The sequence below is a fragment of the Variovorax sp. V35 genome, from assembly GCF_041154465.1.
GTDB classification, from domain to species: Bacteria; Pseudomonadota; Gammaproteobacteria; order Burkholderiales; family Burkholderiaceae_C; genus Variovorax; species Variovorax boronicumulans.
In genome coordinates, this window is record NZ_AP028666.1 from 2,242,087 (window position 1) to 2,262,113 (window position 20,027).

Sequence of the window (20,027 nt, forward strand, 5' to 3'; positions counted from 1 at the left end):
TCAGATTCTCGGAGAAAGGCCGTCGGCCAGCGACAGTCGATAGGCCCGGATGCCGGGCAGCAGGCTCGCGAGCCAGCCGGCGACCAGCAGGCTCGCCGTCAGCAGCCATTCGTTCAGTGTAGGTTCGGACAGGCTCAGCGTCAGCCCGAACTGCGCCTGCAGCCATGGCGAGAGCAGGGCGATGCCGAGCACCGCCATGGTCACGCCCAGCAGCACGCCCAGCACGGTGACCAGTGCGCCTTCGAGCGCCAGCAGCGCCAGCACATGGCGCAGGCCCGCGCCCACGGCGCGCAGCACGGCGAGCTCGCGGCGGCGTTCGTTCAGGCCCGCCATCACCACCGACACCAGCCCCGCCAGGCTCACGAGCGCGACCAGTGCCGACATCAGCAGCAACGCGTTCTCGCCGATGCCGATCACGCTCCACAGCTCGTCGAGTGCCACGCCGGGCAGGATGGCCATCAGCGGCTCGCCGGTGTAGGTGGAAATCCAGCGCTGCACGCCGAACACGGCGGCGCGGTTCTTCAGGCCCACCAGTGCGGCCGTCACGTTCTTGGGCGTGAGGTCGAACTTGCGCACCTGCTCGGCCGGGATCTTCACGCCCGGCATCGGCGCGCCGCCCACCCATTCGAGGTGGATGGCTTCCATGGCCGCCAGGCCGATGTGCACCGTGCGGTCGACCGGCGTGCCGGTGCGCGCAAGCACGCCCACCACGGTGAAGGGCTTGTCGGCATGCTCGGCCACGTTGAGTTCGCCGCTGCCGTGCGCCAGCGTGATCTTCTGGCCCACGTGGTAGCCCAGCTTGTCGGCCACCTCGGCGCCGACCACGGCATCGAACAGCGCATCGAAGGGCTTGCCTTCGCGCAGCTTCAAGGTCTGGCGGTCGCCGTAGCGGAAGTGCGTGAAGTACTCGGGCGTGGTGGCGAGCACCGAGAAGCCGCGGTGCGAATCGCCCAGCGACAGCGGCACCACCCAGTCGACGCCGGGGTGCGCCTGCAGCGCCTGCACGCTCTTCCACGAGATGTTGTTGGTGGCCGCGCCGATGCGGAACACCGAGTACAGCAAGAGCTGCGTGGAGCCGGTGCGCGCGCCCACGATGAGGTCGGTGCCCGAGACCGACGACGCGAAGTTCTCGCGCAGCTCGGTGCGGATGCGCTCCACGCCCAGCAGCAGGAAGGTCGACAGCGCGATCGAGAACACGGTCAGCGCGAGCGTGAAGCGGCGGTTCCAGGCGCTGCGCCAGGCAATCGAAAAGAGCGCTCTCATGCGTCCACCGCCATCGCGCTCGACGCCGCACGGTTGATCTCCGGCAGCAGCACGTGCCGCGCGAAGCGTGGCGCGATGCGCTGGTCATGGCTCACGAACACGAGCGCGCTGTGGTTCACGGCACAGGCCGTGAGCAGCACGTCGAGAAAGGCTTCGCGCCGGTCTTCGTCGAGCGCGGAGGTGGGCTCGTCGGCGATCACGACCTCGGGCTGGCCGATGAGCGCGCGCGCCGCGGCCACGCGCTGCTGCTGGCCCACCGAGAGCTGCAGCGCCTGGCGCTTCCACAGTGCGCGGTCCAGGCCCATCTGGTCGAGCAGGTGCTCGGCTTCGTCGCGCGAGCTGCCGTTGCGTGCGGCCTGCGCCTCGCGCCGCGCCGAGAAGCGGCAGGGCAGCAGCACGTTGTCGAGCACGCTCAGGTAGGGCAGCAGGTTGAACTGCTGGAAGATGTAGCCCACGTGCGCCACGCGGGCGCGGTCGCGCTGCGTGCCCGAGAGCTTGGCCCAGTCGTGGCCCAGCAGCGTGACGCGGCCTTCGTCGGCCACCAGCACGCCGGCCAAGAGCGACAGCAGCGTGCTCTTGCCGCAGCCGCTCGGGCCGTGCAGGAACACGGATTCACCCGCCGTGATGCGCAGGGCCTCGATGTCGATGCAGGGTGTCTTCACGCCGGGCCAGGTGAAGCGCAGGGCTTCGGCGGCGAGCACGATGCGCAAGTGCGTGGTCTCGGCCTGCGGGAGGGTGCTCACGCTGTCACTTGCCCAGCGTCAGGCGGGAAGGCTGCGCCGCCTGCGCGCCGCTCGGGCGCTTCAGCTGGCGCTTGAACTGGCCTTGCGCGGTGGCGATCTGCACGTCGATCTGGCGTGCGCCCTTGAACGCCGAGAACAGGTTCACGTCGATGAACTTCGCGGCGGCGGCCTGGGTGCAGTTGAAGGAGAAAGAGGCGTCGAGGTCCGCGTGCCCGCTCGATTCGGCGGGGTCGGGGTTGCCCAGGCCGAGCGCGCCGGAGCGCAGGTCGACGGGGCCGAGCTTGCAGTTGGCGGCGGGGTCGATGGTGAAGAGCTTGTCGGCCGCGCGCAACTGGGCGATGGCGGCTTCGACGGTCTTCTTCTCGGCGTCGGTCTTGGGCGCGCGCTCGAAGCCGACGATGTTGTCCAGCGGCGATTCCATGGCGATCACGATGGTGGGCCCGTCGATGGCCACGTCGAGCTTGAGCTGGCCGTGCACATGCGCGTGCTGTTGTTGCGCTTGTGCGGGAAGGATGGCGGCCGCGAACAGCGCGGCGGCGGTCAGTGCGAAGCCGGAGGACGTGCGTCGAAGTCGGGTGTGCAGGGTGTGCATCATGGTTCTGCGCCTTGCCGGGTCGGCAGCCCCGGCGTGTTGCTCCATTCGCTCCAGCTGCCGGCATAGAGCGCGGTCGTCCCGAACCCCGCGATCTGCATCGCGAGCAGGTTGGGCACGGCGCTCACGCCGCTGCCGCACTGGTGGACGACGGTCGCCGCATCGCGCCCCGCGAGCAATGCTTCGAACTCGGCGCGCAGTTGCGCGGCGGGCTTGAACTTGCCGTCGGGACCGATGTTGTCGGCGAAGGGCCGGTTCAGGGCCCCGGGGATGTGACCCGCGATCGGGTCCAGAGGTTCCACCTCGCCGCGGTAACGTGCACCGGCACGCGCGTCGATCAGGTTCTGGTCAGGCTGGCCGAGCCGGCGCACCACGGTGTCGGTGGTCACGAGCCTGGCGATCGGCTCGCCCTGTACGAAATTCGACTGGAAGCGCGCGGGCTCCTCGCGGTCGGTCACTTCGCCGCCCGCGGCCTGCCAGGCCTGCAGGCCGCCGTCGAGCACGGCCACGGCGTCGTGGCCCATCCACTTGAGCATCCACCACAGGCGTCCGCAGTAGTTGGCGCCGTTGCGGTCGTACACCACGGCCTGCATCGTGTTGGAGAAACCCACGGACGACAGCCAGGCCGCGAACTTCTCGCGGCTGGGCAGCGGATGGCGCCCGCCCGAGGCAGGCACGCCGTCGTCCTGCGCCACCACCACGTCGCCGCGCGCGCCGGGCAGGCCGTGCTTGGCGCTGAGGTCGGTGTCGAGGTTGGCGTACTGCGCGCCCGGGATGTGCGCGGCGGCATACAGCTGCGCGCCGGCCTCGGGCTTCATGAGGTCGAAGCTGCAATCGAACACCATGAGGGGCGAGTCGCCCTCGCGCAGCTGCCTGAGTTGTTCGACGGAGATGAGGGTGGTGTACATGGCGGGAGCTCCTTCGAAAAATGGTTCGGCGATGGGTGCCGTGGCTGCTGCGTTCAGTGTTCCTCGGCCGGCGCCTTCGGCACGGCCCGCTGCCGCAGCACGGTGGCCGCGATGCCGCTGGCGATGATCAGCGCCATGCCGGCCCAGCCGGCCGCGTCGATGCGGTCGTCGAACAGCACCACGCTGTAGAAGGCCGCGAACACGATGCCCGAATATTGCAGATTCGCCACCACCAGTGTGCCGGCCTGGGTCTTGGCGGTGGCGTAGGCGCGGGTCATGCACAGCTGTCCGAGGGCGGCCAAGAGGCCGATCGGCAGCAGCCACAGCGCATGCTGCCACGTCCACGAACTGCCGCCCGAAAACCCGGTCGCGGCCGTGGCGAAGGCGCCGGCCACCGCCGAGCCGACCGCGAAATAGAAGACCGTGCGCAGCTCGGGCTCGCCGATGCGCGACAGCGCCACCACCTGCATGTAGGCAAAGGCGGCCGTGACGCCCGACAGCAGGCCCAGCATGCCCGCGAAGCCGTCGCCGCCGCCCACCGTGGGCTTGAGCATGAGCACCACGCCGGCAAAGCCCGCGAGCACGGTCATCACCAGCGGGCCCTGCAGCGGCGGGCGCTCGATGCGGCCGTCGCGCCCGGGCACCGGCACCCAGGCCAGCAGCGCGCCGCCGACCAGGAAGGCCGCGACCCACACGCTGCTCATGTAGTTGAGCGTGACGGCCGTGGCCAGCGGCATGTGGGCGATGGCGTAGAACCATGCGCCCAGCGACACCACGCCGATGGTGCTGCGCCAGGCGTGCATGCCGGGGTATTTGGTGGCGAGCGAGGTGCCGCGGTTGCGCGCCAGCAGCCAGAGAAACACGATGCCGATGAGGCCGCGCCCCAGGACCATCTCACCGCTGTTGAACCATTGCGAGGCCACCTTCACGACCACGCTCATGGTGGCGAACAGAAAGGCCCCGAGCACCATCCACAGCGCTTGCATCGATTGAATCCAGATCAGAAAAAAGAAAGCCCCGGCGGGTGCGGGGCGGGGCGGCGTTCAGGCGCGTGGTTGTTGCATCGCGTTGCGGTACCACTCGTGGAACTGCTGCATGCCGTCTTCCATGGGGCTCTGGTAGGGGCCGGTCTCGTTGTCGCCGCGCAGCATGAGCGCGCGGCGGCCGGCGTCCATGCGCTCGGCGATCTCGTCGTCCTCCACGCAGGTCTCCATGTAGGCGGCCTGCTGGGCCTCGACGAACTCGCGCTCGAAGGCGACGATTTCCTCGGGGTAGAAGAACTCGACCATGTTGAGCGTCTTGGTCGGGCTCACCGGGTGCAGCGTCGACACGGTGAGCACGTGCGGGTACCACTCGATCATCACGTGCGGGTAGTAGGTGAGCCAGATCGCGCCGTACTTCGGCGGCTTGCCGTCGCGGTACTTGAGCAACTGCTCCTGCCACTTCTGGTAGACCGGGCTGCCCGCGCGGCCCAGGCGGTTGGCCACGCCCACCGTCTGCACCGAGAACTCGGGCTTGAACTCCCAGCGCAGGTCGTCGCAGGTGACGAAGCTGCCCAGGCCGGGATGGAACGGGCCGACGTGGTAGTCCTCGAGGTAGACCTCGATGAAGGTCTTCCAGTTGTAGTTGCACTCGTGCAGCTCGACGCGGTCGAGCGCGTAGCCCGAGAAGTCGAGGTCGGCCTGCGGGCCCAGGCCCGCCATGTCGGCCGTCACGTCACGGCCGCTGCCGTCGGCGTTCTTCTCGAACAGAAGACCGTTCCATTCGGTGAGCGGGTAGTTGTGCAGGTTGAGGCACGGGTCCTGGTCGAAATGCGGGGCGCCGATCAGCGTGCCGGTGGTGCGCGCATCTTTCGCGGCGTAGGTCCAGCGGTGCAGCGGGCAGACGATGTTGCCGCCGGTCTGGGTGTCGAGCTGGCCCCGGCCCTGCAGGATCAGGGCTTGGCGGTGGCGGCAGACGTTCGAGATGAGCTCCACGCCCTTGGGCGTGTGGACCAGCGCGCGGCCCTGGTGTTCTTGCGGCAGGGTGTGGAAGTCACCCGGCTCGGGCACGGCCAGTCGGTGCCCGACGTAGCGGGGCCCTCGCGCGAAAAGGTTCTGCATTTCGCGGGCGTACAAGGCCTCGTCGAAATACGCGGTAACTGGAAGTTGGCTCGCGGCCTGCTGCAGTTGAAGACTTAAATCAGACATGGAGGACCTGACCAAGCTCCCCACAGGGAGAAAAAAAGAAAAAAACGGAAGGCGCCGTCTGCAAGGGTGACGGCCCGAAGAGGTGTGCCGGTGCGACCGGCGGGGGAAGCGGGGATTGTACCCGGGGGGCATTTTTGCGCCCGCCGGGTTTTTGCCTCGCATGGCCGGGCGTCATACAGGGTGTTGCAAAGGGTCGCGCGCGCGTGCGCGGGCTGCCCGGCGGTTCGTTGCGCCCCCGCCCTAAAATGTTCCGTTTCATCCACGATTCGTTGCATGCCCAAGGTGCCTTCTCCTTCCACGACCAGCCCGGCGGCGACGCCCGACACCGGGCCGCTGCCCGCCAGCTACGAAGCCGGGCTCCAGGAACTGGAACAACTGGTTGCAGAACTCGAATCGGGCCAGTTGCCGCTGGACCAGCTGCTGGGCAGCTACCAGCGCGGCGCCGCACTGCTCGGTTTCTGCCGCGACAAGCTGCAGGCGGTCGAGGACCAGATCAAGGTGCTCGACGCAGGCAGCCTCAAGCCCTGGACGGCCGAATGAGCGCCGTCCCGATGACTTCCACCGCCACCACCCCCTGGGACGCGAAGACGCTGGCCGGCTGGGCCGAGCCCCACCTGGCCACCGTCGAAGCGGCGCTGTCGCGCTGGGTCGGCGTCGATGCGCCGGTGCTGCTGGGCGACGCCATGCGCTATGCCGTGCTCGACGGCGGCAAGCGGCTGCGGCCGCTGCTGGTGCTCGCGGCCAATGAAGCGGTCGGCGGCAACGCCCACGCCGCGCTGCGTGCGGCCTGCGCCACCGAACTCATCCACGCCTATTCGCTGGTGCACGACGACCTGCCGTGCATGGACAACGACGTGCTGCGCCGCGGCAAGCCTACCGTGCACGTGAAGTTCGGCGAAGCCGACGCGCTGCTCGCGGGCGACGCGCTGCAGGCGCTGGCCTTCGAGTTGCTCGCCCCCGAGGGCGACGAGGTGCCCGCGGCCATGCAGGCCCTGCTGTGCCGCCTGCTGGCGCGCGCGGCCGGCAGCCAGGGCATGGCCGGCGGCCAGGCCATCGACCTGGCCAGCGTCGGCATCGCACTGAACGAAACCCAGCTGCGCGAAATGCACCGCCTGAAGACCGGCGCGCTGCTGCAGGGCAGCGTCGAGATGGGCGCCGCCTGCGGCTCCGTGTCGCCCGCCGCGCTGGCGGCGCTGCGCGACTACGGCGCCGCCATCGGCCTGGCGTTCCAGGTGGTCGACGACATCCTCGACGTCACCGCCGACTCGCAAACCCTGGGCAAGACCGCCGGCAAGGACGCCGCGGCCGACAAGCCCACCTACGTGTCGCTGCTCGGCCTGGACGGCGCGCGCGCGCAGGCGAGCCAGCTGCTCGCCGACGCCATCGCCGCGCTGAACAAGAGCGGCCTGGCGGACACCTCGGCACTGCGCGCCCTGGCCCACATGGTGGTCGACCGCGACCGCTGAGAAGAACAAAGAACCCACCTCCATGGCTCCGCTGCTTCCAACTCTCCACGACCCTTCGCCGATCCGCCAGTACGACCGGGCCCAGCTCAAGCAGCTGTCCGACGAGGTGCGCGCCTGCGTGCTCGACAACGTCTCGCGCACCGGCGGCCACCTGAGCTCCAACCTCGGCACGGTCGAGCTGACGGTGGCGCTGCACCATGTGTTCAACACGCCGCACGACCGGCTGGTGTGGGACGTGGGCCACCAGACCTACCCGCACAAGATCCTCACGGGCCGGCGCGAGCGCATGCCCACGCTGCGCCAGCTCGGCGGCATCTCGGGCTTTCCGCAGCGCACCGAGAGCGAGTACGACACCTTCGGCACCGCCCACTCGTCGACCAGCATCTCGGCCGCGCTCGGCATGGCCATGGCCGCCAAGCAGAAGGGCGAGAAGCGCCATGCCGTGGCCATCATCGGCGACGGCGCGCTCACGGCCGGCATGGCCTTCGAGGCGCTGAACAACGCGGGCGTGTGCGACTGCAAGCTGCTGGTCATCCTGAACGACAACGACATGTCGATCAGCCCGCCGGTGGGCGCGCTCAACCGCTACCTCGCGCAGCTCATGAGCGGCAACTTCTACGCCGCCGCCAAGAGCGTCGGCAAGAGCGTGCTGCGCAATGCGCCGCCGTTGTTCGAGCTGGCCAAGCGGCTGGAGCAGCATGCCAAGGGCATGGTCGTGCCGGCCACGCTGTTCGAGCAGTTCGGCTTCAACTACGTCGGGCCCATCGACGGCCACGACATCGACTCGCTGGTGCCCACGCTCGAGAACCTCAAGCACCTGGACGGCCCGCAGTTCCTGCACGTGGTCACGAAAAAAGGGCAGGGCTACAAGCTCGCAGAGGCCGACCCGGTGGCCTACCACGGCCCGGGCAAATTCGATCCGCAGGTCGGGCTGGTCAAGTCGACCACGGCGGCCAAGCAGACCTTCACGCAGGTCTTCGGCCAGTGGCTGTGCGACACGGCCGCGCACGACGGCCGCCTCGTGGGCATCACGCCCGCGATGCGCGAAGGCTCGGGGCTCGTGGAGTTCGAGAAGCGCTTTCCCGACCGCTACTACGACGTCGGCATCGCCGAGCAGCACGCGGTCACCTTCGCGGCCGGCCTGGCCTGCGAGGGCCTCAAGCCCGTGGTCGCGATCTACTCGACCTTCCTGCAGCGCGCCTACGACCAGCTGATCCACGACGTGGCGATCCAGAACCTGCCCGTGGTGTTCGCGCTCGATCGCGCGGGCCTCGTGGGCGCCGACGGTGCCACGCACGCGGGCGCGTACGACATCCCGTTCCTGCGCTGCGTTCCCAACATGAGCATCGCCTGCCCGGCCGACGAGCGCGAGTGCCGCCAGCTGCTGACGAGCGCCTACGAACAGAACCACCCGGTGGCCGTGCGCTACCCGCGCGGTGCGGGCGCCGGCACCACGCCGCACCTCACGCTCGACGCGCTGCCCTTCGGCAAGGGCGAGGTCCGCCGCGAAGGCCAGCGTATCGCCATCCTCGCGTTCGGCACCTTGCTGTACCCGGCGCTCACGGCGGCCGAGTCGCTCGATGCCACCGTGGTCAACATGCGCTGGGCCAAGCCGCTCGACGTCGAGTTGCTGCTGCAGGTGGCGGGCACGCACGACGCGCTCGTCACGCTCGAAGAGGGCGCCATCATGGGCGGCGCGGGCAGTGCGGTGGTCGAGGCCCTGCAGGCCGCGGGCGTGCAGAAGCCGGTGCTGCAACTGGGCCTGCCCGACCGCTTCATCGAGCACGGCGATCCGGCCAAGCTGCTCGCATCGATCAGCCTCGATGCCGACGGCATTGCCGCCGCGATCAAGAAACGCTTCGTTTGACAAGAGGTCGCAGGGTAAACCCCCGCCGGCCACCTGTAAGCGCGTTTTTACAATCAAAAGGACTCACAAAAGTCCCTGACGCGGTCACAAGCCGCGTTTTGTTTTTTCCAAAGCACTCGGAGTGAATTCAATGGATCGTCGTTCCCTCATCAAAAACGCCGGCATCGCGGGCGTTCTGGCTGCCGGCATCGCGCCCGCGGTTCACGCGCAAGCCACCGTTCGCTGGCGTCTCGCATCGAGCTTTCCCAAGTCGCTGGACACCATCTTCGGCACCGCCGAGGTGTTCTCGAAGAGCGTGAGCGACATGACGGGCGGCAAGTTCCAGATCTCCGTGCACGCGGGCGGCGAGCTGATGCCCGCCTTCGGCGTGGTCGACGGCATCCAGAGCGGCGCGGTCGAAATGGCGCACACGGCGCCTTACTACTTCTACGGCAAGGACCCGACCTTCTGCCTGGGTTGCGCCGTGCCCTTCGGCATGAACACCCGCCAGCAGAACGCCTGGATGTACGAAGGCAACGGCCTGAAGCTGATGCGCGCCTTCTACGCCAAGTACAACATCATCAACCTGCCGGGCGGCAACACGGGCGCGCAGATGGGCGGCTGGTTCCGCAAGGAAATCAAGTCGGTCGCCGACCTGAAGGGCTTGAAGTTCCGCACCAACCCGTTCGCTGGCAAGGTGCTCGAGCCCTTCGGCGTGATCCCGCAATCGATCCCCGGCGCCGACCTGTACCCCGCGCTCGAAAAGGGCACGCTCGACGGCCTGGAATGGGTCGGCCCGTACGACGACCAGAAGCTGGGCTTCAACAAGATCGCCCCGTTCTACTACTACCCCGGCTGGTGGGAAGGCGGCCCCGAGCTCGACTTCTACATCAACACCAAGGCATGGGAAAGCCTGTCGGCCGATTTCAAGGCCGTGGTCGAAGCGGCTGCCGCGCACGCCAACATCACGATGACGGCCAAGTACGACGCCAAGAACCCGATCGCGCTCAAGCAGCTCGTGGGCTCGGGCACCAAGCTGCGTCCGTTCTCGCAGGACGTGATGAACGCCGCCTTCAAGTCGGCCCAGCAGATCTACTCGGACCTGAACAACAGCAACCCCGAGTGGAAGAAGATCTACAGCGACTGGTCCAAGTTCCTGGCCGACCAGAACGCCTGGTTCCGCTACACCGAAGGCACCTTCGACCGCTTCATGCAACAGCAGAAGCTGTAAGGCACGCGGCGCCGCAACCCGGCGCTTCGCACCTCACAAGTAAAAAGCCCCGCCGGTTTCGGCGGGGCTTTTTTCATTTGGACGCGGGGTCGGGTTCGGGGGAGGGCGGTGGCGCGGAGGGCAGCGTGCGCATCGCCACCTGCTCGCCGAACGCGATCAGCACCTGCGGGTCGTAGGCATGGAACCAGGTGATGCCGCCGAAGCGCCGGCGCACCAGCAGGCGCGGTGCGATCACGCGCTCGAGCATGCGGATGTGCACCAGCTTGAGCTGCGCCACGTCCTGCGCACTCACGCGCTTGTTCCACAGCCAGGTCTGCGTCAGCACGTCGCCTTCGAGGCGGGTGCGGCTGTAGACGATCCAGTAGCCGACCCAGATCACGCACAGGCCCGCCACGCCGAAGACGAACAGGCTGGTGGCCGACCAGCTGGTGGTGCGCAGCGACGGCAGGCTCCACAGCGCGAAGGCGAAGAGATCGACCACCAGCACCACCGCCAGCGTGCGCAGCAGCGGCGGGAAGGCGGCGCTTTCGAGCGGGCCGCCTTCGGTCGTCGCGGGGTGGTCGTTCGGGGCGTCGCCGGGGCGGGCGTCGCTCACGGCTTGGAAGCTTCGCCCGCCGCCGGGGCTGCCGGCGCCGGCGTTTCCTCGGGCGTCTTCTGGTTGCCGAACGGGTCTTCCATGTTCACGCCGTTGTCGGTGGCGGGCGGCGCGTTCGGGTCGACCGGCATGTCGAGGTTGACCTTGTCGATGTCGACGACCTTTTCCTTCTCGAGGAACACGGTCACCGTCTGCGGGAAGAAGATCACGATGGCCACCAGCAGCAGCTGCATCACGACCCAGGGCACGGCGCCCAGGTAGATGTCGCGCGACTCCACCTTCTTGGGCAGCGCCCCGTTCTTGAACAGGGTGTCGGCGATGCCCCGCAAGTAGAACAGCGCAAAGCCGAAGGGCGGGTGCATGAACGAGGTCTGCATGTTCACGCACAGCAGCACGCCGAACCACACCATGTCGATGCCCAGCTTGTGAGCCACGGGGCCCAGCAGCGGCAGGATGATGAAGGCGATCTCGAAGAAGTCGAGGAAGAACGCCAGGAAGAACACGAAGATGTTGACCGCGATCAGGAAGCCGATCTGGCCGCCCGGCAGGCCCGAGAGCATGTGCTCGATCCATTTGGCGCCGTCCACGCCCTGGAACACCAGCGAGAACACGCGCGAGCCGATCAGGATGAACACCACCATCGCCGTGAGGCGCATGGTGCCTTCCATCGCGTCCTTCATCAGCGCCCAGTTCAGGCGCCGGTGAATGAGCGCCAGCACCAGCGCGCCCACCGCGCCCATCGCGCCGGCCTCGGTCGGCGTGGCGATGGCCTTGTCCATGAAGGGCAGGCCGCCCATCGAACCGAGCACCGCGAAGATCAGGATGGCCGAGGGGATGATGCCGCGCAGGCACTTGCCCCACAGCGCCCAGCCGTGCAGCGTGCGCGCCGTGGCGGGCAGGCCGGGCACGTAGTGCGGGCGGATGCGCGAGACCAGGAAGGTGTAGATCGCGAAGATCACCACCTGCAGGATCGACGGACCCCAGGCGCCCTTGTACATCTGGCCGACGTCGGTGCCGAGCTGGTCGGCCATGACGATCAGCACCAGCGAGGGCGGCACCAGCTGCGTGATGGTTCCCGAGGCGGCGAGCACGCCGGTCGAGTAACGCATGTTGTAGCCGTAGCGCATCATGACCGGCAGCGAGATCATCGCCATCGCGATCACCTGGCCGGCCACCGTGCCGGTGATGGCGCCGAGGATGAAGCCCACGATGATCACCGAGTAGCCCAGGCCGCCGCGGATCGGGCCGAAGAGCTGGCCCATCGAGTCGAGCATGTCCTCGGCGAGCCCGCATTTCTCTAACACCGCCCCCATGAGCGTGAAGAACGGAATGGCCAGCAGCGTCTCGTTCGACAAAATGCCGAACACGTTGAGCGGCAGGTTGGCCATGAAGCCGGCCGGGAACCAGCCCATCTCGATGGCGAAGAAGCCGCAGATCAGGCCGAGGGCCGAGAGCGAAAACGCGACCGGAAACCCGATCAGCATGATCACCACGAGCCCCGCGAACATGATCGGGGCGAAATTTTCCATGTGCATGATGTCTACGTGTCCTGCTGTGCGGGAAAGGTCGGGGCGGTCTGGCGAAGCGCGACGAACGCCATCACTGCACCGGCTTCTCGTAGTGCGTGTTCATCTCGATCAGTCCGCGCAGGTAGGCGATGCGCTTGATGATCTCGGCGACACCTTGCAGGAACATCGTGCAGAAACCCACGGGCATCAGCAGCGCGGCGGGCCAGCGGATCAGCCCGCCGATGTTGCCCGACATCTCGCCCGACACCCAGGTGTTCCAGAAGAACGGCCAGGTGAGGTAGGTCAGCAGGCCCATCACCGGCAGCAGGAAGAAGGTCAGGCCGAACAGGTCGACATACACCGGCCCGTGGCCCTTGAGCTTGCCGTAGATGATGTCCACGCGCACATGCTCGTTGAAGCGCAGCACCACCGGCGCACCGAGCATCACGGTGGCGGCGAACAGGTACCACTGGATCTCGAGGAAGGCGTTGTTGCTGAAGTCGAAGCCGTACCGGACGAAGGCGTTGGCGGCCGAGATGAGCGACGCGGCCAGAACCGCATAGCCGGCAAATTTGCCGAGTTTTTCGCTGACCCAGTCCATGACGGCCGCGAATTTGAGGAATACAGACAAGGGGTGTCTCCCGCGAAGCCCAAGGTGAAGCGCCGGCCCCTGGTGGGGGCTGCGCGCAAAGCCCGCAATGGTATCTCGGTGAACCTTAGTATTGCCTTGACACAAACTCGGGTTTACCCGGAATCCGCGTCGCCAGAGGGCCTGTCGGGCGGTCGCCATAATGGCCCATGTCTTCGAGCCCGCCGCCTTCGACGCCCTTCGGTGCGGCGAGCCCGCCCCTGTCGATCGACTCCCCCGACATGCGCCGCGCCGGCCGCGACCTGCTCTCGCTGGCCCTCATCGATGCGCGCAACCACACGCTGCACTTGCTGTCCCTGTTCGAGCAGGCGCTGGGCGAAGCCATGCGCGTGCCGCCGCAGCCGGGCGTGGTGCCGCCGGTCTGGCTGGCGGGCCACATCGGCTGGTTCGCCGAATGGTGGATCGGGCGCAACACCCAGCGCGCCTTCGGCATCGACTGCCCCGTGCGCCCCACGCGGCTGGCCGCCATCGACCCCGACGCCGACGACTGGTGGAACCCCGCCCAGGGCGCGGCCGATCGCTGCTGGTCGCCCGACCTGCCGGGCCTGGGCCAGACCAAGGCCTACCTGCTCGAAACCCTCGAAAGCACGCTCGAGCTGCTCGAGAACGCCGCTGAGACCGATGCGGGCCTGTACTTCTACCGGCTCGCGCTCTTCCATGAAGACCTGCGCGGCGAGCAGCTCGTGGTGCTGGCGCAGACGCTGGGCCTGCCGCTGAACATCGAGCAGCCGCCCACCGCCGTCACGCGCGAGCCGCTGCTGCTGCCGGCCACGCGCTGGGAGCTCGGCCTGCCCGAGCACAGCGGCTTCCTGTTCGCGCAAGAGGGCGCGGCGCACCGCGTCGACGTGCCCGAGTTCGAGATCGACGCCCAGCCCGTCACCTGGGACCAGTACATCGAGTTCGTCGACGACGGCGGCTACGACCGCGAGGAGCTGTGGCACAGCGACGGCTGGCGCTGGCTCGCCGCACAGACCGAAGGCCGGCGCGGGCCGCGCCACGTGGAGCAGATCGGCGTGTCGCGCAACGGCACGGGCGGCTCGGTGCTGCAGCAGCGCTTCGGCGTCACCGTGCGCGCGGCCGGGCACCACAGCGCCGTGCACCTGAGCTGGTGGGAGGCCGACGCCTGGGCGCGCTGGGCCGGTCGGCGCATCGCGACCGAGGTCGAATGGGAAATCGCCGCCCACACGGCCGCACGGCGGGGCTTTCGCTGGGCCGACGTGCACGAGTGGACGGCGGGCACGCTGCAGCCCTGGCCGGGCTTCAGGGCCGATCCGTGGAGCGCCGGCGGCGAGTTCGACCCGGTGGCCGCCTTCGGCCGGGCGCGTGTGCTGCGCGGCGCCTCGTTCGCGACCCGCGCGCGCCTGCGCTCGCCGCGTCGCCGTGGCTTTGCGCTGCCCGACAGCGACGACGGCTTCTTCGGCTTTCGCACCTGCGCGCTGTAGCCGCCTTCAGGGCCGCTCGCCGCCGGCTTCCGACGACAGCGGCGGCGCCACTTCCTCCAGCGGCTTGCGCTCCGCATCGGCTGCGTAGCGCAACGCCAGCAGCCCCGCGACGATGACCAGCACGGCGCCGATGACATAGCCCACCATCACCGCGCCGCGGCTGCCGGTCTCGATCAGCATCCCGAACAGCACCGGCGCCGCGAAGCCGCCCGCGCCCATGCCGATGGCATAGAAGATCGCGATGGCCATGGCGCGCATCTCCAGCGGGAACACCTCGCTCACGGTCAGGTAGGCCGAGCTGGCCGCCGCCGACGCAAGAAAGAACACCGCCGACCAGCACAGCGCCTGGCTGCGCGCGTCGAGCCAGCCTTGCATGAAGGCCCAGCCCGTGAGCGCCAGGCCCACGCCGGCCAGCACATAGGTCAGCGCGATCATCCGGCGCCGGCCCACGCTGTCGAACAGCGGGCCCAGCAGCAGCGGCCCGAGCACGTTGCCCAGTGCGAACGGAAAGATGTACAGCGCCACGCGGCCTTCGGCCACGCCGTAGAAGCGCGTGAGCACCAGCGCGTAGGTGAAGAAGATCGCGTTGTAGAAGAAGGCCAGCGACACCATCAGCGCCGTCGCCACCACGCTGCGCGCCGGGTAGCGCCGCAGCAGCACGCGCGCCACTTCGCGCATCGACGGGCTGTTGGGGCGCGCGGCGGTGTACATCACGTGGCCGTGCGCGGCGGGCAGTGGCCCGTGCTGCGCCGCCACCTCGGCCTCGATGCCCGCGACGATGCGCTCGGCCTCATCCGCGCGTCCGTGCGCGATGAGCCAGCGCGGGCTCTCGGGCACATGGCGCCGCACCAGCAGGATGGCTACCGCCAGCACCGCGCCCAGCGCGAAGCCCGCGCGCCAGCCCCACACGGGGCCGATCACGCGCGCATCGAGCAGCACGAGGCTCAGCGCCGCACCGAGCGCCGCACCGATCCAGAAGCTGCCGTTGATCGCGAGGTTGACGCGCCCGCGCACGCGCGCCGGAATGAGTTCGTCGATGGCCGAATTGATGGCCGCGTACTCGCCGCCGATGCCCAGCCCCGTGACGAAGCGGCACAGCGCGAAGAAGGCGAAGTTGGGAGAGAAGGCCGTGGCCAGCGTGCCCAGCGTGTAGACCACGAGCGTGAGCAGGAAGAGTTTCTTGCGCCCGAGCCGGTCGGTGAGCCGGCCGAAGACCAGCGCGCCGATCACCGCGCCCGCGATGTAGATCGAGCCCGACCAGCCGATTTCTGCGGCCGTGAGCCCGAGCGTGTCGGGCCGCTCCAGCACCGCGCCGATGGAGCCCACCAGCGTGACCTCGAGGCCGTCGAGGATCCAGGCCACGCCCAGCGCGATCACCACGCGCCAATGCCAGCGCGACCACGGCAGGCGGTCCAGGCGGGCAGGGATGTCGCTGCGCAGAACCGTCATGCGGGGCATTATGCGAAGCGCATCACCCCCGCGTTGTAGGACCGGCGCTGCAATGCGCCGGTCTGCTCAGAGCTTCTTCAGGCCGCGACGGCCGCCGTCACCTGCCGGATGCCCATGGCTTTCAGCGTGTCGGCAATGGCCGCCACCGCGCCCGGGATGCCTGCGTCGCCGAAGTGCCCCATGCAACCCACGCGGAAGGTCTCGACCTGCGTCAGCTTGCCGGGGTAGAGGATGTAGCCGCGCTTCTTCACCTCCTGGTAGAAGGTCTTGAAGTTGTAGTTGGCATCGTCCGGCGCATGGAAGGTGACGATGATCGGGGCCTGGATGGCCGGGTCGAGAAAAGGCCGAAAGCCCAGCGTGGCAAGGCCGTCGACCAGCGCCTTGCAGTTGCGCGTGTAGCGCCCGCCGCGCGCGGGCAGGCCGCCTTCCTCGATGTACTGCGCGATGGCGGTGTCGAGCGCGGCCACCACGTGCGTGGGCGGCGTGAAGCGCCACTGCGTGGTCTTTTCCATGTAGACCCACTGGTCGTACAGGTCCATGCTCAGCGAGTGGCAGTTGCCTTCGCACTTTTCCAGCGTGCTGCGCTTGATGACCACGAAGCCCATGCCCGGCACGCCTTCGAGGCACTTGCCCGAGGCGGCGACCACGGCGTCGAAGGGCGTCTTGCGCGCGTCGATCTCCAGCGCGCCGAAGGAGCTCATGGCATCGATGATCAGGCCGCGTCCGTGCTTGGCGACCACCAGCGCGATCTCGTGCAGCGGGTTGAGCACGCCGGCGCCGGTTTCGCAGTGCACCACCGCGACGTGCGTGATGGACGGGTCGGCCGCGAGCGCGCGGTCGACGTCGGCGGGCGAGACCTGCTTCTCTTCGGTGTAGTCGATGGTGGTGAGCTTGCGGCCCAGCACCTTGCAGATCTTGGCCAGGCGCTGGCAGTAGGCGCCGTTGCTCGGCACCAGCACGTGGCCGTTGCGCGGCACGATCGTGCCGATGGCCGCTTCGACCGAGAAGGTGCCGCTGCCTTGCAACGGAACGCATTCGTGCGTGCCCGTGCCGTGCACGATATTGAGCACTTCCTTGCGGATGCGCGCCGTGATCTGGTTGAAGTCGGCGTCCCATGAACCCCAGTCGCGCAGCATCGCTTGGCGGGTGCGGTCCGAGGTGGTCAGGGGGCCGGGCGTGAGCAGGATGGGGTGGGCGGCTTGACTCATGGTGTCTCCAGGCAGGGAAAGGGAATGAGGGGCGAAAGGTGAGGAGGTCGTTCAGCCGCGGCCGAGGTTGCGCCAGGCCTGCGTGCGTGCGAGCAGCACGCGCGTGAGCAGTGCGTAGGCGATGCACACCAGCGTCGAGGTGACGACGATCAGGCTGGCCAGCGCGGCGGCCGGGCCGATGTCGCCGGCGTCGTCCAGGTGCATGATCGCGACCGACGCGAGGATGGTCTCCGGCGTGTACAGGAAGATGGCGCACGACAGGCTGGCCATCGACACCACGAAGAAGTAGCGCCCGATGTCCAGGATGGCCGGCAGGCACACCGGCACCGTCACGCGCAGGAAGGTCTTGAAGAACGGCACCTTGAGCGACGCCGACACGGCCTCGAACTCGTTGTCGATCTGCTTGAGCGCCGTCACCGCCGTGAGGTGGCTCGAGGTGTAGTAGTGCACCACCATCGAGATGACCAGGATCGCCATCGTCTGGTACAAAAAGTTCAGCGGGTTGGACGGATGGTTGAAGAACATCACGTAGCCCAGGCCCAGCACCAGGCCCGGCACCGCCATCGACAGCACCGCCATCAGGTGCATGCCCTTGCGCATGAGGCCCAGGTTGCGCGTCTTCTCGATCAGGTAGGCGCCCACGAACACGATGAGCGAGCCCGCCACCGCGGTGACCATGGCCACCAGCAGGCTGTTGCCGTAGGCGGCGGCCATGTCGCTTTCCACCAGCACGAAGTGGTAGTGCTTGAGCGTGAACGACAGGTCGTAGGGCCACAGCGAGATCGCCGAGGTGTAGATCGCCATGCCGATGGTGGCCAGCAGCAGGCTGCAGACCACGGTGCAGAACAGCGTGAGCAGCGCATCGGCCAGCTTGCGGGGCTTGGGCGTGTAGGGCACCGAGCGGGCCGTGAGCTGCGCCTTCAGCTTGCGCCGCACCACGTAGTCGATCACGAAGGAAATGATCGACGGAATGAGCAGCAGCATGCCCACCACCGCACCGATGGAGAAGTTGTGCTGGCCCACCACCTGCTTGAACACGTCGACCGACAGCACGTTGAAGTTGCCGCCGATGACCTTGGGCGCGCCGAAGTCGCTCACCACGTAGGTGAAGACCACGGTGGCCGCGCTGATCAGGCCGTACTTGCACGAGGGCAGGGTGATCGTCATGAACTGGCGCAGGGGCCGCGTGCGCAGGGCGGTGGCCGCCTCGTACAGCCGGCCGTCGGCCAGCGACAGCGCGGTGACCAGGATCATCAGCGCATGCGGGAAGGTGTTGTAGACCTCGGCCAGGATGATCCCGGGCGCGCCGTAGATCGAGGCGCCGCCCAGCAGGAACTTGAGCGCGCCCTGGTTGCCGAACCACTGCACGAACGAGATGGCCGACAGCAGCGAGGGCGCGAGCAGCGGAATGAGCGCGATGAGGCGGAACACCGCCTTCAGCGGCGCCGGCATGCGGCTGCGCGTGAGCGCGTAGGCGAACACGAAGGCCGTGGGCACCGAGATCATCACCACCGCGGCCGACACCCACACCGAATTCCAGGCCGCGCGCAGCAGGCTCGGCGTCTGGAAGTAGGTGATGAAGTGGGCCAGGCCGACGAATCGGCCGTTCTTGTCCTGCACCGCGTGGGCCAGGATGGTCAGCAGCGGCGCGATGAGGAACACGAACAGCATCGCCATCACCACGAACAGGATGGCGCGCGCGATGGTCTCGTCGCGGCTCCAGCGCAGGGCGGGGCGTGCAGCGAGCACGGGGCGGGGATGTGCCAGCGTGTTCATGGCTTGGCGGTGCGCGCGGCAAAGGCGCGGATGCGGTTGGCACGCAGGGCGATGTCGATCGTGTTGCCCTCGCGGATGTCCAGGTCGTGCAGCTGGTTCAGCGAGAAGTGCAGGCCCAGTGTCTGGCCGTGCAGTGCGTCGGCCGTCACTTCGGCAATGCACAGGCCGCCCAGGAACTCGACCTTCGTGACCTTGGCCTGCAGGCGGTTGGGCGTGTCCTCGCGCAGGTGCTCCACCGCGCGGTCTTCGGGCCGCAGGTAGAGGTTGACCGCGTCGCCGGGCTCGAAGGCGCCGTCGCAGGCGTCGCACTGCAGTTCCATGTCGCCGACCTGGAAGCGCTGGTTGCCCAGCGCCATCGCGCGCAGCACATTGACCTTGCCCACGAAGTCGGCCACGAAGGGCGTGGCCGGCTGCTCGTAGATTTCCATCGGCGTGCCGACCTGCTCGATCACGCCGTGGTTCATCACCACGATGCGATCGGCCATCGACAGCGCTTCTTCCTGGTCGTGCGTGACCATGATGGTCGTGATGCCGACCTGCTTCTGCAGCCGGCGGATCTCGCCGCGCAGGCGGATCCGCTCGAGCGCGTCGAGCGCCGACAGCGGCTCGTCCAGCAGCAGCAGGCCGGGCCGCGTGGCGAGCGCGCGGGCCAGGGCCACGCGCTGTTGCTGGCCGCCCGAGAGCTGGCTCGGGTACTTGGCGCCCGAGGTCGGCAGGCCGACCAGCTTCAGCAGCTCGTCGACGCGTGCCTTGATCTCGCCCCGCTTCGCGCGGCTGTTGACGAGGCCGTAGCCCACGTTCTCGGCGATCGACAGGTTGGGAAAGAGCGCGTACGACTGGAACACGATGCCGTAGTCGCGCTTGTCCGGCGAGAGCCACGAGACGTCCTTGCCGTTCTGCAGGATCTGTCCGGCGGTCTGCGTCTCCAGGCCCGCGATGATGCGCAGCAGCGTGGTCTTGCCGCAGCCCGAGGGGCCGAGAAAGCACAGCATCTCGCCCGGGTTCACGCGCAGGTGCACGTCGCGCAGCGCGCTGAAGGTCTCGAAGTCCTTGCGAACACCGACGATCTCGAGGGCCGCGGGCGGGGCCGAGGTGGGAGTCAACTGGCTGGCGATGAAGCGGGTGTCGGTCATGTCCATTTTTCGCACTCGTCGTTGGAGGG

18 protein-coding genes are annotated in these 20,027 nt (G+C 68.2%); 5 read left to right on the plus strand and 13 right to left on the minus strand.

The genetic code is table 11. The features are described 5' to 3' along the window. The 6 genes from ACAM42_RS10375 to ACAM42_RS10400 are packed head-to-tail and all read right to left on the minus strand — an operon-like array spanning position 1 to position 5,695. Entirely contained in the window at positions 1–1,263 is a 1,263-nt protein-coding gene (locus ACAM42_RS10375; protein WP_070061815.1) for an FtsX-like permease family protein, read from the minus strand. Beyond that, positions 1,260–2,006, minus strand: a complete 747-nt coding sequence (locus ACAM42_RS10380) for an ABC transporter ATP-binding protein (RefSeq protein WP_369631957.1) — start codon at positions 2,004–2,006, stop codon at positions 1,260–1,262. The genes ACAM42_RS10375 and ACAM42_RS10380 overlap by 4 nt, the downstream gene beginning before the upstream one ends. 4 nt (positions 2,007–2,010) lie before the next feature. Beyond that, on the minus strand, positions 2,011–2,601 hold the full coding sequence (locus ACAM42_RS10385; RefSeq protein ID WP_369631958.1) for a DUF2796 domain-containing protein: 591 nt from the start codon (positions 2,599–2,601) through the stop codon (positions 2,011–2,013). Then, positions 2,598–3,506, minus strand: coding sequence for a sulfurtransferase (locus tag ACAM42_RS10390; protein WP_062468825.1), 909 nt, complete (start codon positions 3,504–3,506; stop codon positions 2,598–2,600). Before ACAM42_RS10390 ends, ACAM42_RS10385 begins: the two co-directional genes overlap by 4 nt. Before the next feature lie 53 nt (positions 3,507–3,559). Then, positions 3,560–4,492 carry a DMT family transporter gene (locus ACAM42_RS10395; protein ID WP_070061818.1) on the minus strand — a complete coding sequence of 311 codons (933 nt, stop codon included), beginning with the start codon at positions 4,490–4,492 and terminating at the stop codon, positions 3,560–3,562. 57 nt (positions 4,493–4,549) lie between these two features. Continuing rightward, the gene (locus ACAM42_RS10400) at positions 4,550–5,695 is read right to left on the minus strand and encodes an aromatic ring-hydroxylating dioxygenase subunit alpha (protein ID WP_369631959.1); all 1,146 of its coding nucleotides are present in this window, start codon (positions 5,693–5,695) and stop codon (positions 4,550–4,552) included. Positions 5,696–5,968: 273 nt separating this feature from the next. On the opposite strand from ACAM42_RS10400, the gene xseB reads away from it, so the two are divergent. The 4 genes from xseB to ACAM42_RS10420 all read left to right on the plus strand — a co-directional run bounded on the left by xseB (position 5,969) and on the right by ACAM42_RS10420 (position 10,238). Next, positions 5,969–6,235 (plus strand): exodeoxyribonuclease VII small subunit, encoded by a 267-nt coding sequence (xseB, locus tag ACAM42_RS10405; protein WP_062468817.1) that lies wholly within the window; start codon positions 5,969–5,971, stop codon positions 6,233–6,235. 11 nt (positions 6,236–6,246) lie between these two features. After that, positions 6,247–7,161, plus strand: a complete 915-nt coding sequence (locus ACAM42_RS10410; protein ID WP_159277878.1) for a polyprenyl synthetase family protein — start codon at positions 6,247–6,249, stop codon at positions 7,159–7,161. Positions 7,162–7,183: 22 nt separating this feature from the next. Beyond that, the gene (gene dxs, locus ACAM42_RS10415; RefSeq protein ID WP_369631960.1) at positions 7,184–9,028 is read left to right on the plus strand and encodes a 1-deoxy-D-xylulose-5-phosphate synthase; all 1,845 of its coding nucleotides are present in this window, start codon (positions 7,184–7,186) and stop codon (positions 9,026–9,028) included. A gap of 130 nt (positions 9,029–9,158) precedes the next feature. Continuing rightward, positions 9,159–10,238, plus strand: coding sequence for a TRAP transporter substrate-binding protein (locus ACAM42_RS10420; RefSeq protein ID WP_062468808.1), 1,080 nt, complete (start codon positions 9,159–9,161; stop codon positions 10,236–10,238). 73 nt (positions 10,239–10,311) lie between these two features. Here ACAM42_RS10420 and ACAM42_RS10425 read toward each other — a convergent pair whose 3' ends face one another. The 3 genes from ACAM42_RS10425 to ACAM42_RS10435 form a co-directional block, all read right to left on the minus strand. Continuing rightward, a complete protein-coding gene (locus ACAM42_RS10425; RefSeq protein WP_369631961.1) occupies positions 10,312–10,833 on the minus strand; it encodes a hypothetical protein in 522 nt (173 codons plus the stop codon). After that, the gene (locus tag ACAM42_RS10430) at positions 10,830–12,368 is read right to left on the minus strand and encodes a TRAP transporter large permease subunit (protein WP_062468805.1); all 1,539 of its coding nucleotides are present in this window, start codon (positions 12,366–12,368) and stop codon (positions 10,830–10,832) included. The genes ACAM42_RS10425 and ACAM42_RS10430 overlap by 4 nt, the downstream gene beginning before the upstream one ends. A gap of 64 nt (positions 12,369–12,432) precedes the next feature. Beyond that, on the minus strand, positions 12,433–12,972 hold the full coding sequence (locus ACAM42_RS10435; RefSeq protein WP_070061823.1) for a TRAP transporter small permease subunit: 540 nt from the start codon (positions 12,970–12,972) through the stop codon (positions 12,433–12,435). A gap of 167 nt (positions 12,973–13,139) precedes the next feature. Between ACAM42_RS10435 and ACAM42_RS10440 the strand changes: the two genes are divergently transcribed. Beyond that, the gene (locus ACAM42_RS10440; protein WP_070061824.1) at positions 13,140–14,432 is read left to right on the plus strand and encodes an SUMF1/EgtB/PvdO family nonheme iron enzyme; all 1,293 of its coding nucleotides are present in this window, start codon (positions 13,140–13,142) and stop codon (positions 14,430–14,432) included. Between the two features lie 6 nt (positions 14,433–14,438). Here ACAM42_RS10440 and ACAM42_RS10445 read toward each other — a convergent pair whose 3' ends face one another. The 4 genes from ACAM42_RS10445 to ACAM42_RS10460 form a co-directional block, all read right to left on the minus strand. Next, positions 14,439–15,881: an MFS transporter gene (locus ACAM42_RS10445; protein WP_369631962.1), complete on the minus strand. Its 1,443-nt coding sequence runs from the start codon at positions 15,879–15,881 to the stop codon at positions 14,439–14,441. A 77-nt stretch (positions 15,882–15,958) separates the two neighbouring features. Beyond that, the gene (locus ACAM42_RS10450; RefSeq protein ID WP_307584858.1) at positions 15,959–17,089 is read right to left on the minus strand and encodes a 2-aminoethylphosphonate--pyruvate transaminase; all 1,131 of its coding nucleotides are present in this window, start codon (positions 17,087–17,089) and stop codon (positions 15,959–15,961) included. Positions 17,090–17,140: 51 nt separating this feature from the next. Next, entirely contained in the window at positions 17,141–18,865 is a 1,725-nt protein-coding gene (locus tag ACAM42_RS10455; RefSeq protein WP_369631963.1) for a putative 2-aminoethylphosphonate ABC transporter permease subunit, read from the minus strand. Next, positions 18,862–20,004: a putative 2-aminoethylphosphonate ABC transporter ATP-binding protein gene (locus tag ACAM42_RS10460; protein ID WP_070061828.1), complete on the minus strand. Its 1,143-nt coding sequence runs from the start codon at positions 20,002–20,004 to the stop codon at positions 18,862–18,864. The genes ACAM42_RS10455 and ACAM42_RS10460 overlap by 4 nt, the downstream gene beginning before the upstream one ends. Positions 20,005–20,027: the final 23 nt, after the last annotated feature.